Here is a 16,195-nt window from a genome sequence, read left to right as displayed (position 1 = left end):
TCCGAATCGATGGCCGGAAATGAAAAAAGCCCCGTTGCTTGCGCAACGGGGCTTTTTATCTTCGGTGCTTGTCTTTACCAACACCAGAATCCTGGTGGGTAGTACTGGGATCGAACCAGTGACCCCTGCCGTGTGAAGGCAGTGCTCTACCGCTGAGCTAACCACCCGAAGAGATTCAGATTATGCCGGGCATTTTCAGTCTTGTAAAGCCCTTTCTTAAGTATTTTGCACAGTATCGGAATTTTCTTCGCTGACGGGCTGTGTGCGCCAGACCGAGGTGCCCTTGAGCGCCTTGTCGAGGCCGTCGAGCAGGGCGTCGTGCTCGCTCATCTCGTCGGCGCTCGCAGCGATCACAGGCAGCGCGAGCGTCTCGAAGCGCACGCGCGGCGTGGCGCTTGCATCGTTCGCGTCGTGCGCGCTCGACATGTCGATCACGAGGCTTTCCTGGCCGCGCGTCATCGCCAGATAGACTTCGGCGAGCAGTTCCGAGTCGAGCAGTGCGCCGTGCAGCGTGCGGTGCGCGTTGCTGATGCCGAAGCGGTCGCACAGCGCGTCGAGCGAATTGCGTTTGCCCGGGAAGATCTGCTTGGCCTGCACCAGCGTGTCGATCACGTCGCCGCAATGCTGCTTGAGCGGCGCCAGGCCGACCATCGCGAGCTCGGCATCGAGAAAGCCGATATCGAACGGCGCGTTGTGAATGATCAGTTCCGCGCCGCGAATGAAGTCGAGAATCTCGTTCGCGACTTCGGCGAACTTCGGTTTGTCGGAGAGGAATTCGGTGGTCAGGCCGTGCACCGCAAGCGCGCCGGGGTCGCTGTCGCGTTCCGGGTTGATGTAGAAGTGCAGGTTGTTGCCCGTGAGCCGGCGGTTCACGAGCTCGACGCAGCCGATTTCGATGATGCGGTCGCCCGTGCGGGCGTTCAGGCCGGTGGTTTCGGTATCGAGAATGATCTGGCGCATGGCGTTTGAAACAGGATTGCGTGGGCGGCGCGCGTGTCGGCAGACAGGACGCGCCGCGTTTTAAAGGCTCAGAGTTCGGTGAGCGTGGCGACGCCGCGGTTCGCGAGCGCGTCGGCGCGCTCGTTTTCCGGATGGCCGGCGTGACCCTTGACCCAGCGCCACTCCACCTCGTGTTGCGCGACGAGCGCGTCGAGGCGCTTCCACAGGTCGTCGTTCTTGACGGGCGTTTTCGCGGCGGTCATCCAGTTCTTCTTTTTCCAGCCGTGAATCCACTCGCTGATGCCTTTTTGCACGTATTGCGAATCGGTGTGCACGATCACCTTGCACGGGCGCTTGAGCGCTTCGAGCGCGGCGATCACGCCCATCAGCTCCATGCGGTTGTTGGTCGTGCCGGCCTCGCCGCCGAACAGTTCTTTTTCCTGCGCGCCGAAGCGCAGCAGCGCGCCCCAGCCGCCGGGGCCAGGGTTGCCCTTGCAGGCGCCGTCCGTGAAGATTTCGACGAAGTCGGGTGTGCTCATGAGTCCTTGTTGCGTGTAGGGGAAGGGGTGGTGGCCGCGGCCTTCAGGCTCGGCGCCAGCACCGGTTTCTTGACCTTCAACGGTCCGACGAGGCGCATGCCGCGCACGCGCTTGATCGCCGTAATCATGTAGACCGCGCCGAAGATCGCCCACCAGCGGTCGCCCGCGGCTTCCATGAAGCCATAGCGGCCGAGCCATTTGTCGGTCGAAAGCGGCGGCCGATAGCAGCCGAAGCGCCCGCGTTCGAGTTCGAAGCCGAGCAGCTTGATCCAGTCTTTCAGACGCGTGAAGGCGATCAGGTCCTGACGCGCGGGCAGGAAAGGGCGGCCCGTGAGTTTGCCCGCCGACTGGCGCGCGCCCCACAGCGACAGCGAGTTGAAGCCGACGATCACGAGCTGGCCTTCGGGCATCAGCACGCGTTCGGCTTCGCGCAGCAGGCGGTGCGGGTCGCTCGTGAATTCGAGCGTGTGCGGCATGACGATCAGGTCGACGCTCTGCGCCTCGAACGGCAGATCGAGATGATCGCACCAGATCGTGCTGCGCCCGGCCGGGGCATGCAGCGACGGCGCGGCGCTCGTATCGATGCGGCCGGCGCTCGGCCCTGCGTGAACCGAACCGTGATGCGAGCCGCCCGGCGCGAGCGGCGCAACATAAGGCGCGCTGGCCGCGCTCGCGCCGTCGAGCACGAGCGCGCGGCACGACATGCGGTTTTCGCGCAGCGCGTCGAGTTGCGGCAGGCCGATTTGCAGCGCATGGTAGCCGAAAATGTTCGACACCATGCGGTCCAGTTGCTCCTGCTCCCAGTCGAGCACGTACCTTCCGGCGGGCGAAGCGGTCCAGGCGGGCCAGTCTATAATCGTTCGGTCAGACATGTCGAAGAGTACGTCGCCCCATGAAGAGTCCGCTTGAGCACGCGCGCGCGTCTTCCGCTGCGCTCGAATACGTGCCGGTTCCGGCTTTTGAAGATAACTACATCTGGGTCGTGTCGGACGGCCGCAATGCCGTCGCCGTCGATCCGGGCGACGCCGCGCCGGTTCGCGATTATGTGGCGAAACGAGGCTGGCGGCTCTGCGCTATTTTACTCACCCATCACCACAACGACCACGTCGGCGGAGTGGCCGATCTCCTTTCGGATGAGCGCGTTCCCGTCTACGGCCCGGCCGGCGAGGCGCTCGGCCCGCTCGATCCGTTCGTCACGCGCGTGCGCGGCGGCGACACGGTGCGCATCGAAGCGCCTGCGCTCGATCTGAAGGTGATGGATGTGCCGGGTCACACGCGCGGACACATCGCGTACTTCCAGGCGGCAGGTTCGCTGAACGCCGTGCCCCATCTTTTTTGCGGCGACACGCTGTTCGCCTGCGGTTGCGGTCGCCTGTTCGAAGGCACGCCCGCGCAGATGCTCGCGTCGCTCGATTCGTTCGCCGCATTGCCCGGCGACACGCAGGTCCATTGCGCCCACGAATACACGCTTTCTAACATTCGTTTCGCGCTCGCCTGCGATCCGGACAACGCCGCGCTGCACGGCTGGAGCGCGAAGGCTTCGGCGCTGCGCGAACGCGGTGTGCCGACCTTGCCGACCACGATCGCCCACGAGCGCGCGGTGAATCCTTTCCTGCGCGCCGACGATCCTGCCGTGCAGGCCACGCTTGCCGAAGCGCTGCATGAAACGGTGCCCGACCGGCTGGCCGCATTCACGCTGATGCGCGAGTGGAAAAACCGCTTCCGCTGAAGGTTCCGCTGACCCACCGCGATGCGTGGGTATGCTCAACCCAAACGTATGGAACCACACCCAAGCTGCGGATTTTCATGGCTTTTTCCAATTATTCCGATTGACGGAAACGTGTGCGTTCCGTACTATCGGCTGCAAATTCCAGCCTTGCGGATGTAGACGTTCATGCGATTTATCCTAAGTGCGCTGCTGGTCCTCATGCTCGCCGCGTGCGCGAGCGGCGGGCCTGCGGCGAATTCAGCCAGCTCTCTTTCTCCCGCCGATCCCCAGGCGCGCGCCGACCAGATCCGTAAGACTTCCGCAGCGAAAGAAACGATTAACGTCGATAACGGCTCGGTCGATCAGCTCACGAGTCCGGACGCCGACCTTTGGGGTCGTATTCGCCGCGGTTTCCAGATGCCCGATCTGCAGAGCGATCTGGTCGACATGAATGCGCAGTGGTACGCGGAGCGTCCCGACTACGTGGCGCGCATGACCGAGCGCTCGCAAAAATATCTGTACCACATCGTCGAAGAGCTCGAAGCGCGCCATATGCCGACCGAGCTCGCGCTGCTGCCGTTCATCGAATCCGCCTATAACCCGCAGGCGCTGTCGGTCGCGAAGGCCGCGGGCATGTGGCAGTTCGTGCCGGGCACGGGCCGCACTTACAACCTCAAGCAGAACATGTGGCAGGACGAGCGCCGCGACGTGCTGGCCTCGACCAGCGCCGCGCTCGATTACCTCTCGCGTCTGCACGACATGTTCGGCGACTGGTATCTCGCACTCGCCGCGTACAACTGGGGCGAGGGCAACGTGCAGCGCGCCATCGCGCGCAACCAGGCCGCCGGTCTGCCGACCGACTACCAGAGCCTGCGCATGCCCAACGAGACGCGCAATTACGTGCCGAAGCTCCAGGCCGTCAAGAACATCGTGATGAATCCGCAGCAGTACGGCCTCACGCTGCCTTCGATTCCGAACCACCCGTATTTCGTCACCGTCACCACCTCGCACGATATCGACGTGGACGTCGCGGCCAAGCTCGCGAACATGGCGCCCGACGAGTTCCGCTCGCTCAATCCGTCGTTCAAGAAGCCGGTCATTCTCGGCGCCACCGATCCGCAGATCCTGCTGCCGTTCGATAACGCCAGCGCATTCGAGCGCAACCTGAAGTCGTATTCGGGCCAGCTCTCGTCGTGGACCGTGTACACCACCGACTCGCGCGCCACGCCGGCGGCCATCGCGCAGAAGATCGGCGTGGACGCGGACACGCTCATGTCGGTCAACAAGATTCCGGCGGGCATGCGCCTGAAGGCCGGGTCGACGCTCGTGGTGCCGCGCACCGACGACGGCGACGACGAAGACATCAGCGCCGACGTTGCAGAAAGCGCCGTGCTCGCGATGGAGCCGGACGTGCCCGACACGCGCAAGATGCTGATCCGCGTGCGCCGCAAGCAGTCGATGGAAACGATCGCGGGCCGCTACGGCGTCTCGGTCGGCCAGCTCAAGGCGTGGAACCGCACGCATCGCGATCTCGCGTCGCCGGGTCAGGTGCTGGTGCTGCACGTGCCGGTCGGCAAGTCGATGCCGAGCGAGCCGGGCCCCGAACGTCTGGCAACGAACGTTTCCGGTGGTGGCGTGCAGCGCATCGGCACCCGGATTGCAGACACCGGCTCGAAGTCGCGCTACGATAAGAAACACGGTCGCGCGCGCAACGAAGTCGTGAAGGTTTCCGAACCGGTCAAGGCCAAGGCTTCCAGCGCAGCGCCCAGCAAGGCGTCGAAGGGTACGGCGAGCCGCTCGAAGGCCGACACCCACACGCAGAAGCACAAATCCAAATAGCGGCAGCGTAGGGTGCTCAGCTATGCGTTGCGGGGGCAGCGCATGGTGTTTCGCTCCGATCACTACTAGCTTTTTGACGCCGTCACCCCGCCAGGTGGCGGCGTTTTCGTTGGTGCGTCCCGAATGCGTTGGGTTGCATTCCATGCGCGCGCGATTGTTGCAACACGCGCAGTGCGGTCAGGCGATAAAAGGGCGCGAGCATCGCAATGAGAGGCGCGCAACGAAATCGCCCGATCCCGCCATCCACTTGTCCTGCGCGCCGCGCCGCCTATAGTGGAAAGGGCGTCGTTGTGCCGCCCGGCACCGCGCCGATGGCCCGACGTCATCTTGAAATTTGAAGGAAAGGGCAATTTCGCGCTATAATTTCAAGGTTTGAGCTTATCAACCCGCACCCTAGCGCCTACCTCCCCCCATCCGTTCATCCGCCGCCCGCGCTTTACCGTCGAAATGGCCGGCTGCCGCCCGATCGAGCGTCACAAACGCACGTTCAGGCCCGGCGCCCAGACTGCCAGACGCACGGATAAGCCGCGCAACGAGTGCGCCGCGCGCGCGTCCTGATCCCGCCGTACAGGATGCCGACGCCGCAGCCGCTCCAGGTCGCAAGATCGCAACGTCGGACAACAGGTCGGCACAGGGTGCTCCCCCAAGGAGTCTCCCGTGTTGCCGTCATTCTCTCCCGCTCTGCTCGCGCTCGCCGACGGCACGGTCTTTCGTGGTTATTCGATCGGCGCGCCCGGCCATACGATCGGCGAAGTCGTGTTCAACACGGCTATCACCGGTTATCAGGAAATCCTGACTGACCCGAGCTACGCTCGCCAGATCGTCACCCTCACGTATCCGCATATCGGCAATGTCGGCGTCAATGCCGAAGACGTCGAAGCCACGAAAGTCCATGCCGCCGGTCTGATCATTCGCGACCTGCCCGTGCTCGCCTCCAACTTCCGCATGGAGCGCACGCTCGGCCAGTATCTGAAGGACGAAGGCGTGGTCGCCATCGCCGGTATCGATACGCGCAAGCTCACGCGTATCCTGCGCGACAAGGGCGCGCAGAACGGCGCGATCCTCGCCGGTTCCGACGACGAAGCCAAGGCCATCGAACTCGCGCGCTCGTTCCCGGGCCTCGCGGGCATGGACCTCGCGAAGGTCGTCTCGACCGAAAAGACCTACACGTGGAACACCACGGAGTGGCGTCTGGGCGAAGGCTACCGCACGCAATCGGCGCCGAAGTACAAGGTCGTCGCGTTCGACTACGGCGTGAAGCAGAACATCCTGCGCATGCTCGCCGAGCGCGGCTGCGACGTCACGGTGCTGCCGGCGCAAGCCACGGCTGAAGACGCGCTCGCGCTGAACCCGGACGGCGTGTTCCTCTCGAACGGCCCCGGCGATCCGGAACCGTGCGACTACGCGATCAAGGCGGCGCAGACGCTCATCGAGCGCGGCATCCCCACGTTCGGCATCTGCCTCGGTCACCAGATCATGGGCCTCGCCGTCGGCGCGAAGACGCTCAAGATGAAGACGGGCCACCACGGCGCGAACCATCCGGTGAAGGATCTCGGCGATGGCCGCGTGGTCATCACGTCGCAGAACCACGGCTTCGCGGTCGATGCTGCATCGCTGCCGGCGAATGCGCGCGTGACGCACGTTTCGCTGTTCGACGGCACGCTGCAAGGTTTCGAGCTGACCGACAAGCCCGCGTTCTGCTTCCAGGGTCACCCGGAAGCGTCGCCCGGCCCGCACGACATCGGCTACCTGTTCGACCGCTTCACGGCGCTGATGGACAAGGCGCAGGCGTAAGCGCGGCCCGCAGGAACGAGCAGAGCAGAGTGCGCAGCGAGCCGGGTTTCGATCCGGCCCACGCGCGCACCCGGCGGCGAGCAGAGCAGGCAAGCCGCCAGACGTAAAAGACACAGGAATATTTAGCGAGAGCGTTATGCCCAAGCGGACAGACATCAAGAGCATTCTCATCATCGGCGCGGGTCCGATCATCATCGGCCAGGCGTGCGAGTTCGACTATTCGGGCGCGCAGGCATGCAAGGCGCTGCGTGAAGAAGGCTACAAGGTCATCCTCGTCAACAGCAATCCGGCGACGATCATGACCGACCCGAACACGGCCGACGTCACCTACATCGAGCCGATCACGTGGGAAGTGGTGGAGCGCATCATCGAGAAGGAGCGCCCGGACGCGATCCTGCCGACGATGGGCGGCCAGACCGCGCTGAACTGCGCGCTCGATCTGCATCACCACGGCGTGCTGACGAAGTACAACGTCGAGCTGATCGGCGCATCGCCGGAAGCCATCGACAAGGCCGAAGACCGCCAGAAGTTCAAGGACGCGATGACCAAGATCGGTCTCGGTTCGGCGAAGTCGGGCGTTGCGCACTCGATGGAAGAGGCGCTCAAGGTGCAAGGCGAGATCGCCGAATTCACCGGCACGGGCGGCTATCCGGTCGTGATCCGTCCGTCGTTCACGCTCGGCGGTTCGGGCGGCGGCATCGCGTACAACCGCGAAGAGTTCGAAGAGATCTGCAAGCGCGGTCTCGACCTCTCGCCCACGCGCGAACTGCTGATCGAAGAATCGCTGCTCGGCTGGAAGGAATACGAGATGGAAGTGGTCCGCGACAAGGCGGATAACTGCATCATCGTGTGCTCGATCGAAAACCTGGATCCGATGGGCATCCACACCGGCGACTCGATCACGGTCGCGCCGGCGCAAACGCTCACCGACAAGGAATATCAGATCCTGCGCGACGCCTCGCTGGCGGTGCTGCGCGAGATCGGCGTGGACACGGGCGGTTCGAACGTGCAGTTCTCGATCGATCCGAAGACCGGCCGCATGATCGTGATCGAAATGAACCCGCGCGTGTCGCGTTCGTCGGCGCTGGCTTCGAAGGCCACGGGCTTCCCGATCGCCAAGGTCGCGGCGAAGCTGGCCGTCGGCTACACGCTGGACGAGCTCAAGAACGAAATCACCGGCGGCGCGACCCCGGCGTCGTTCGAGCCGACCATCGACTACGTCGTCACGAAGATTCCGCGTTTCGCGTTCGAAAAATTCCGCGAAGCCGATTCGCGCCTCACCACGCAGATGAAGTCGGTCGGCGAAGTGATGGCGATTGGCCGCACGTTCCAGGAATCGTTCCAGAAGGCGCTGCGCGGTCTCGAAGTCGGCGTCGACGGCCTGGACGAAAAGACCACGAGCCGCGACGAGATCATCCGCGAGATCGGCGAAGCCGGTCCGGACCGCATCTGGTATGTGGGCGACGCATTCCGCGTGGGCATGACGCGCGAAGAGATCTTCGAAGAAACCGCGATCGATCCGTGGTTCCTCGCGCAGATCGAACAGATCATCCAGAAGGAAGAGGCCGCGAAGGGCCGCACGCTCGAAAGCCTGTCGAAGGACGAGCTGAAGTACCTCAAGCAAAGCGGTTTCTCGGATCGCCGTCTGGCGAAGCTGCTGGGCAGCAACGCCGCGGACGTGCGCAAGCGTCGTATCGAGCTGAACGTGCGCCCGGTCTACAAGCGCGTGGACACCTGCGCGGCCGAGTTCGCCACCAAGACCGCCTACATGTACTCGACCTATGAGGAAGAGTGCGAGGCGAGCCCGACGAACAACAAGAAGATCATGGTGCTGGGCGGCGGCCCGAACCGGATCGGCCAGGGTATCGAGTTCGACTACTGCTGCGTGCACGCCGCACTCGCGATGCGCGAAGACGGCTACGAAACGATCATGGTCAACTGCAACCCGGAAACGGTGTCGACCGACTACGACACGTCCGACCGTCTGTACTTCGAGTCGCTCACGCTCGAAGACGTGCTCGAAATCGTCGACCTCGAAAAGCCGGTTGGCGTGATCGTGCAGTACGGCGGCCAGACGCCGCTGAAGCTTGCGCTCGACCTCGAGGCGAACGGCGTGCCCATCGTCGGCACCTCGCCGGACATGATCGACGCGGCCGAAGACCGCGAGCGCTTCCAGAAGCTGCTGCAGGACCTGAACCTGCGCCAGCCGCCGAACCGCACGGCGCGCGCCGAAGACGAAGCACTCAAGCTCGCCGAAGAAATCGGCTACCCGCTCGTCGTGCGTCCGTCGTACGTGCTGGGCGGCCGCGCGATGGAAATCGTTCACGAGCCGCGCGACCTTGAACGCTACATGCGCGAGGCCGTGAAGGTGTCGAACGACTCGCCGGTGCTGCTCGACCGCTTCCTGAACGACGCGATCGAATGCGACGTGGACTGCATCTCGGATGGCACGGACGTGTTCATCGGCGGCGTGATGGAGCACATCGAACAGGCGGGCGTGCACTCGGGCGACTCGGCTTGCTCGCTGCCGCCGTACTCGCTGTCGCAGGAAACGGTGACCGAGCTCAAGCGTCAAACCGCCGCCATGGCGAAGGCGCTGAACGTGGTCGGCCTGATGAACGTGCAGTTCGCGATCCAGCAAGTGCCGCAGGACGACGGTTCGAAGAAGGACATCATCTACGTGCTGGAAGTGAACCCGCGCGCGTCGCGTACGGTGCCGTACGTGTCGAAGGCGACCAGCCTGCCGCTCGCGAAGATCGCGGCGCGCGCGATGGTCGGCCAGAAGCTCGCGGATCAAGGCGTGACGAAGGAAGTCGTGCCGCCGTACTTCAGCGTGAAGGAAGCGGTGTTCCCCTTCATCAAGTTCCCGGCAGTCGATCCGGTGCTCGGACCCGAAATGCGTTCGACCGGCGAAGTGATGGGCGTGGGCAAGACCTTCGGTGAAGCGCTGTTCAAGTCGCAGCTCGCGGCCGGTTCGCGTCTGCCGGAGTCGGGCACCGTTTTCATCACGGTGATGGATTCAGACAAGCCGAAGGCCGTCGAAGTCGCGCGCATGCTGCACGAACTCGGCTACGGTCTGGTCGCCACGCGCGGCACGGCAGCGGCGATCGAAGCGGCCGGCGTGCCGGTCAAGCTCGTCAACAAGGTGAAGGACGGCCGTCCGCACATCGTCGACATGATCAAGAACGGCGAGATTTCGCTGGTCTTCACGACCGTCGACGAAACCCGCGCGGCGATCGCCGACTCGCGTTCGATCCGCATGAGCGCGCAGGCGAACAAGGTCACGTACTACACCACGATGTCCGGCGCGCGCGCCGCCGTCGAGGGTCTGCGCTACCTGAAGAACCTGGAAGTCTATGATTTACAAGGCCTCCACGCTCGCCTAAACTAAGGCTTCCTTTGCCTGTCCAATACGTAACGAGGCAGGCAAACAGCTGAATGTGCCGCGGTTAAGCGGCGTTCCAACAGGGTCTTCAGGCTGCGCACGCATGCGCCGCCACCCTCGCGGAATGCACTTAACCGCGGAATTTTTTTTATGGCCGTCCGCGCAGTCGCGGGCGGCATCAATACGGCCCCAAGCGGCTGAACGAGTTGTTTATGAGCACGATTCCCTTGACCAAGCGCGGCGCAGATCAACTTCGCGAAGAATTGCAGCGCCTGAAATCCGTCGAGCGTCCGGCGGTCATCAATTCGATCGCCGAAGCGCGCGCCCAGGGCGATCTGTCGGAAAACGCGGAATACGATGCCGCGAAGGAAAAGCAGGGCTTCATCGAAGGCCGCATCGCCGAAATCGAATCGAAGCTGGCGGCCGCGCAGGTCATCGACCCGTCCACGCTGGAGGCCGAAGGCCGCGTCGTGTTCGGCTCGACCGTCGATCTCGAAGACCTCGAATCGGGCAACACGGTCACGTACCAGATCGTCGGCGACGACGAAGCCGACCTCGAGCACGGCCTCATTTCGGTGAGCTCGCCCATCGCGCGCGCACTGATCGGCAAGTCGGAAGGCGACGTGGCCGCGGTGCAGGCGCCGAGCGGCGTGCGCGAGTACGAAGTCATCGAGGTTCGTTACATCTGAGAAGGCGCCGATCATGGGTCACGACGTGAAAAATGACGTGAGCGCCGACATCGCGGCCAGCCGGCAGGGCGGCTCGCTCGTGCCGCACCGCCTGTTCGCGCTGATCGCGATGCTGTGGGTCGGCAGCCAGCTGACGATCGGTTATGCGGTGGCGCCCGTGCTGTTCGCGTCGCTCGACCACATGTCGGCGGGCGCGATCGCGGCGCAGGTGTTTCGCATCGAAGGCATGATCGGGCTCGTGAGCGGCGTGGTGCTGCTCGTGCTCGCGAACGTGTTCGTGAAGCGCGGCGAGATCGGTTATCGGCGGCTGCGCTGGTTGCTGGTCGGCATGCTGCTGTGCGTGGTGGTCGGTTATTACGCGCTGCAGCCGTTCATGAACGCCATGCGCATGAACGCGGCGCAGGCGGGTATCGACATCGCCCATTCGGCGTATGCGAGCCGCTTTGGCATGCTGCACGGCATTTCGAGCCTGTTCTATCTGATCGAAAGCCTGCTGGGCGCGTGGCTCGTGTGGCTGCTGCCTTCGGCGCGCGGCGTGCGCCGCTGAGTGAAGTACGCGCGACTCGATCGCGCAACAAAAAAGCGCGGCATGCGTGCCGCGCTTTTTTATTTCGGCCATCGGGCGAAGAAGCTGTCGCCCCGAACGGCTCGCTTACTTGGCGTTCTGATGCGAACGCTTCGCGCTGGTCTGACGCTTCTTGGCGCGCTTGACGTTGCCGCCTTGCGTGACGCGTTCGTTGCCCTTGACCGTGACGCTTTGCTTCTTCGGCTTGCGCATCGGGTTGTCCGACGGCTTGACGACCTTGACCACGCGCGGCGACGCGCCACGCTTGCCGGCTTCGCGTGCGCTCGGCACGTCGCCTGCCGGGCGCGACACGGTGCCGCGTGCGCCGGCGCGAGCCAGGGTGGTCTTCGGCTTGGCCTGCTCGGGCTTGTAGATCACCAGCAGCTTGCCGATGTGCTGGATGGGCGCGGCGTTCAGTCGGTCGCAGATCTCTTCGTAGATCGCCACGCGTTCTTCGCGCTCGTCGCCGAACACGCGGACCTTGATGAGCTGGTGCGCGTCGAGGTGAACCTGGATTTCCTTGAGGACGGCGTCGGTCAGTCCCTCGGCGCCGATGAGCACGACCGGTTTGAGCGCGTGAGCCGCGGAACGAAGTTCGGAGCGCTGTTCGGCAGTAAGAGTGAGGGCGGGCATGGGATGTGGCAGACTCGACTAAAATGACGGCGCTCGCCATGAATCGCGGCCACACAACAAGGGGCCGCCGGGCGAAAGGCGCGTCGGAAACAACGGAAAAAACCGTGGAGGACGGCGCGGCGCGGGCAGAGACCGGCAGGCGCGGCGGTGCAAACACGCCACAGAAACCGGACGGGCCGCGACGGCCGCACGAATTAAACGCGTATTATCCGCTAAAAGCGCGACATCACGCAGCAAGAGTTCATCTTTAATGGCAAAAAACCGCTTCAACACGTCGTGGCTGCACGACCATATTAACGATCCGTATGTGAAGATGGCGCAGCGGGAGGGTTATCGCGCCCGCGCCGCCTACAAGCTGAAGGAAATCGACGAGCAGGACAAACTGATCCGCCCGGGCATGGTGATCGTCGACCTCGGCGCCGCCCCGGGCAGCTGGAGCCAGTACGCGCGCAACAAACTCGTGCAGAGCTCGAAGCGCGACGAGCAGCGTCAGGGCGGTATCGACGGCACGATCATTGCGCTCGACCTCCTGCCCATGGAGCCGATCGCCGACGTGCAATTCCTGCAGGGCGACTTCCGTGAAGACTCCGTGCTCGCGCAACTGGAAGAATCGCTGGGCGGTCGTCCGGTGGACCTTGTAATTTCGGACATGGCACCCAATCTGTCCGGAGTCGCGTCTGCGGACGCCGCGCGTATCGAGCATATTTGCGATCTCGCGCTCGAGTTTTCGCAGAATCATCTGAAACCTGATGGTGCCCTTTTAGTAAAATGCTTTCACGGCAGTGGTTACAGCCAGATCGTCGAGAACTTCAAGCATCAGTTCAAGGTCGTGGCCGCGCGCAAGCCGAAGGCTTCGCGCGATAAATCGTCCGAAACGTTTATATTGGGCAAACATCTGAAGCGACCCCGTTAAACCGGGCAACGCGAAGAATCGGTTCCGGTGCAGCAAGCGCTTTGCAATAACTGTCATGAAGCGGTGCGAAAAAGCTTCGCGCCGGCCTCCGGAGGCAGTTCCCACAAGGCGCGCGGGCTATCTCGGCGGTAGCGAAACGTTATGGCGAGGCCCTGCGTACTGGATTAGAATGCTTTGGTGGTGTCGCAAGGCAAATGTAGGCGCCCGTCTATGAGTGAAGGAGTGGTGCTTTGAACAACAACATGTTTTCGAAGGCAGCGGTGTGGCTGGTAATCGCACTGGTGCTGTTTACGGTGTTCAAGCAGTTCGACAAGCCCCGTGTCCAGGAAGGCGTTTCCTATTCGCAGTTCATGGACGACGCGAAGAACGGCAAGGTCAAGAACGTCGTGGTGCAGGGGCGGAACCTCACAGTCACTCCGGCCGACGGCCAGAAATATCAGATCGTCTCCCCGGGTGACATCTGGATGGTCGGCGACCTGATGAAATACGGCGTGCAGGTGAGCGGCAAGGCCGACGAAGAGCCGAATGCGCTCGTGTCGGCGCTGTACTACCTCGGGCCGACGATCCTGATCATCGTGTTCTGGTTCTACATGATGAGACAGATGCAGGGCGGCGGCAAAGGCGGGGCGTTCTCGTTCGGCAAGTCGCGCGCGCGTCTGATCGACGAAAACAACAACGCGGTCAACTTCTCCGACGTCGCAGGCTGCGACGAAGCGAAGGAAGAAGTGTCCGAGCTCGTCGACTTCCTGCGTGATCCGCAAAAATTCCAGAAGCTGGGCGGTCGCATTCCGCGCGGCGTGCTGCTGGTCGGCCCTCCGGGTACCGGTAAGACGCTGCTTGCGCGCGCCATCGCCGGCGAAGCGAAGGTGCCGTTCTTCAGCATCTCGGGTTCGGACTTCGTCGAAATGTTCGTCGGCGTGGGCGCGGCCCGCGTGCGCGACATGTTCGAGCAGGCCAAGAAGCACGCGCCCTGTATCGTGTTCATCGACGAAATCGATGCGGTCGGCCGTCATCGTGGCGCCGGCATGGGCGGCGGTAACGACGAGCGCGAACAGACGCTGAACCAGATGCTGGTGGAGATGGACGGTTTCGAGGCGAACTCGGGCGTCATCGTGATCGCGGCGACCAACCGTTCGGATGTGCTCGACAAGGCGCTGCTGCGTCCGGGCCGTTTCGACCGTCAGGTCTACGTCGGTCTGCCGGACATCCGTGGTCGCGAGCAGATCATGAAGGTTCACCTGCGCAAGGTGCCGATCGCCAACGACGTGGACGCAGCGGTCATCGCACGCGGCACGCCGGGCTTCTCGGGCGCCGACCTCGCGAACCTCGTGAACGAAGCCGCGCTGTTCGCGGCGCGTCGCGGCAAGCGCATCGTCGAAATGCAGGATTTCGAAGACGCGAAGGACAAGATCTTCATGGGTCCGGAGCGCAAGTCGGCTGTTATCCGCGAAGAAGCGAAGCGTGCCACGGCGTATCACGAGTCGGGTCACGCAGTGATCGCGAAGCTGCTGCCGAAGGCCGATCCGGTTCACAAGGTCACGATCATTCCGCGTGGCCGTGCACTGGGCGTGACGTGGCAGTTGCCCGAGCACGACAACGAAACGTACTCGAAGGACTATCTGCTGGATCGTCTGGCCATTCTGTTCGGCGGCCGCGTAGCGGAAGAGCTGTTCATGAACCTGATCAGCACGGGCGCGTCGGACGACTTCAACAAGGCAACGCAGACGGCCCGCGCCATGGTCACGCGCTTCGGCATGACCGACGCGCTCGGACCGATGGTCTACGCTGACGACGACAACGACGGCGGCGCATTCGGCAAGGGCTTCACGCGTGTGATTTCGGAGGCCACGCAGCAGAAGGTCGACGCGGAAATCCGCCGCGTGCTCGACGAGCAGTACAGCCTCGCGAAGCGTCTGCTCGATGAAAACCGCGACAAGGTCGAAGCCATGACCGCCGCGCTGATGGAGTGGGAAACGATCGACGCCGATCAGATCAACGACATCATGGCCGGCCGTCCGCCGCGCTCGCCGAAGAGCAGCCCGTCTGCGGGCGATGCGTCGTCGGGTGGCAGCAGCACGGGCACCGAAGTCAAGCCCGGCAGCAGCGCCACTGCGCCGGCCTGACCGCCTGCGGTGCGTCAGATCGAGTAAAGTTGCGGGCCGGTGTGAACATCACGCCGGCCCGTTTTGCATTTCTGGTCGCTGGGCTGCGCAGGCCGTCGAGTTTGCGTTTGCGCGCGGCCGTATTTCGTTACACCTCTGACGTTTCTTGACGTGCCCAATCTGACTTCACAGGGTCATAATCTTCACCCTGAGCTTGCCCCGGAGCCGCTCGCCTGCGGCCGTTTCACGCTGACCTTCGAGCGCCCGCTCGTCATGGGGATACTCAACGCCACGCCCGATTCGTTTTCCGACAGCGGCCGCTACGTGGCATTCGATGACGCGTTGCGCCGCGCCGAGCAGATGGTGCTCGACGGCGTGGACATCATCGACATCGGCGGGGAATCGACGCGTCCTGGCGCGCCGCCCGTGCCGCTCGACGAAGAGCTCGAACGCGTGATTCCGCTCATCGAGCGGCTCAAGGACGCGAATGTGCCGCTGTCGATCGATACCTACAAGCCGGAAGTCATGCGCCACGCGCTTGCTGCGGGCGCGGACCTGATCAACGACATCTGGGGCTTTCGCATGCCGGGCGCCGTCGACGCCGTGCGCGAGAGCAATTGCGGGCTGTGCGTGATGCACATGCTCGGCGAGCCGCAGACGATGCAGGTCGGCGAGCCAGATTATGTCGACGTGGTGCGCGAAGTGCGCGAGTTCCTGGCCGAACGCTGCGCCGCACTCGAGGCGGCGGGTATCGCGAAGGCGCGCATCAGCGTCGATCCGGGTTTTGGTTTCGGCAAGTCGGTGATCGAACACAATTACGCGCTGCTCGCGCATCTGCCGCAGACCGCGCCCGCGGTGCCACAGGGCGTCGCGCCGTATCCGGTTCTCGCGGGCATGTCGCGCAAGTCGATGCTCGGCGCGCTCGTCAACCGGCCCGCGCCGGAACGTGTGGCGGCCAGCGTGGCCGCGGCGGTGTGCGCGGCGCAGAAGGGCGCGGCGATCATCCGCGTGCACGACGTGGCGCCGACGGTCGATGCGCTCAAGGTGTGGGGCGCCATGCGCGCCGCCGAGCGCGTTTAAGCACGCGAG

13 protein-coding genes and 1 tRNA gene are annotated in these 16,195 nt (G+C 63.8%); 9 read left to right on the top strand and 5 right to left on the bottom strand.

Translation table 11 applies throughout. The annotated features are described in order from the left end of the window. Positions 1 to 92: 92 nt before the first annotated feature. From G3N97_RS07840 to G3N97_RS07825, 4 genes are all read right to left on the bottom strand, one after another. Positions 93 to 167: transfer RNA gene (locus G3N97_RS07840), tRNA-Val, on the bottom strand. 49 nt (positions 168 to 216) lie between these two features. Beyond that, the gene (gene dnaQ / locus G3N97_RS07835) at positions 217 to 960 is read right to left on the bottom strand and encodes a DNA polymerase III subunit epsilon (RefSeq protein WP_205992714.1); all 744 of its coding nucleotides are present in this window, start codon (positions 958 to 960) and stop codon (positions 217 to 219) included. A gap of 68 nt (positions 961 to 1,028) precedes the next feature. Continuing rightward, positions 1,029 to 1,478 (bottom strand): ribonuclease HI, encoded by a 450-nt coding sequence (rnhA, locus tag G3N97_RS07830; protein ID WP_065061338.1) that lies wholly within the window; start codon positions 1,476 to 1,478, stop codon positions 1,029 to 1,031. Further along, positions 1,475 to 2,350, bottom strand: coding sequence for a class I SAM-dependent methyltransferase (locus G3N97_RS07825; protein WP_205992713.1), 876 nt, complete (start codon positions 2,348 to 2,350; stop codon positions 1,475 to 1,477). Before G3N97_RS07825 ends, rnhA begins: the two co-directional genes overlap by 4 nt. A gap of 20 nt (positions 2,351 to 2,370) precedes the next feature. Here G3N97_RS07825 and gloB point away from each other — a divergent pair, with 20 nt between their 5' ends. From gloB to G3N97_RS07795, 6 genes are all read left to right on the top strand, one after another. Next, the gene (gene gloB, locus G3N97_RS07820; RefSeq protein WP_205992712.1) at positions 2,371 to 3,207 is read left to right on the top strand and encodes a hydroxyacylglutathione hydrolase; all 837 of its coding nucleotides are present in this window, start codon (positions 2,371 to 2,373) and stop codon (positions 3,205 to 3,207) included. A gap of 165 nt (positions 3,208 to 3,372) precedes the next feature. Further along, complete coding sequence (locus G3N97_RS07815; RefSeq protein ID WP_205992711.1) at positions 3,373 to 5,025, top strand: transglycosylase SLT domain-containing protein; 1,653 nt, start codon at positions 3,373 to 3,375, stop codon at positions 5,023 to 5,025. Between the two features lie 657 nt (positions 5,026 to 5,682). Next, on the top strand, positions 5,683 to 6,819 hold the full coding sequence (gene carA, locus G3N97_RS07810; protein WP_205992710.1) for a glutamine-hydrolyzing carbamoyl-phosphate synthase small subunit: 1,137 nt from the start codon (positions 5,683 to 5,685) through the stop codon (positions 6,817 to 6,819). A 136-nt stretch (positions 6,820 to 6,955) separates the two neighbouring features. Continuing rightward, positions 6,956 to 10,210 (top strand): carbamoyl-phosphate synthase large subunit, encoded by a 3,255-nt coding sequence (gene carB, locus G3N97_RS07805; protein WP_205992709.1) that lies wholly within the window; start codon positions 6,956 to 6,958, stop codon positions 10,208 to 10,210. A 206-nt stretch (positions 10,211 to 10,416) separates the two neighbouring features. Next, complete coding sequence (gene greA, locus G3N97_RS07800; RefSeq protein WP_205992708.1) at positions 10,417 to 10,893, top strand: transcription elongation factor GreA; 477 nt, start codon at positions 10,417 to 10,419, stop codon at positions 10,891 to 10,893. Positions 10,894 to 10,972: 79 nt separating this feature from the next. Beyond that, positions 10,973 to 11,440, top strand: coding sequence for a DUF4149 domain-containing protein (locus G3N97_RS07795; RefSeq protein ID WP_205992731.1), 468 nt, complete (start codon positions 10,973 to 10,975; stop codon positions 11,438 to 11,440). Between the two features lie 105 nt (positions 11,441 to 11,545). Here the strand turns inward: G3N97_RS07795 and yhbY are convergent, their stop codons facing one another. Then, the gene (yhbY, locus tag G3N97_RS07790) at positions 11,546 to 12,091 is read right to left on the bottom strand and encodes a ribosome assembly RNA-binding protein YhbY (protein ID WP_065061345.1); all 546 of its coding nucleotides are present in this window, start codon (positions 12,089 to 12,091) and stop codon (positions 11,546 to 11,548) included. 250 nt (positions 12,092 to 12,341) lie between these two features. On the opposite strand from yhbY, the gene G3N97_RS07785 reads away from it, so the two are divergent. From G3N97_RS07785 to folP, 3 genes are all read left to right on the top strand, one after another. Then, entirely contained in the window at positions 12,342 to 13,004 is a 663-nt protein-coding gene (locus G3N97_RS07785) for an RlmE family RNA methyltransferase (protein WP_065061346.1), read from the top strand. Positions 13,005 to 13,234: 230 nt separating this feature from the next. After that, complete coding sequence (ftsH, locus tag G3N97_RS07780) at positions 13,235 to 15,127, top strand: ATP-dependent zinc metalloprotease FtsH (protein ID WP_205992707.1); 1,893 nt, start codon at positions 13,235 to 13,237, stop codon at positions 15,125 to 15,127. 252 nt (positions 15,128 to 15,379) lie between these two features. Beyond that, entirely contained in the window at positions 15,380 to 16,186 is an 807-nt protein-coding gene (folP, locus tag G3N97_RS07775) for a dihydropteroate synthase (RefSeq protein WP_205992730.1), read from the top strand. The last annotated feature ends 9 nt before the right edge of the window (positions 16,187 to 16,195 follow it).

The organism is Paraburkholderia sp. Ac-20347 (assembly GCF_017104805.1).
Lineage (GTDB): Bacteria > Pseudomonadota > Gammaproteobacteria > Burkholderiales > Burkholderiaceae > Paraburkholderia > Paraburkholderia tropica.
This window is presented reverse-complemented; position numbering and strand designations above follow the sequence as displayed.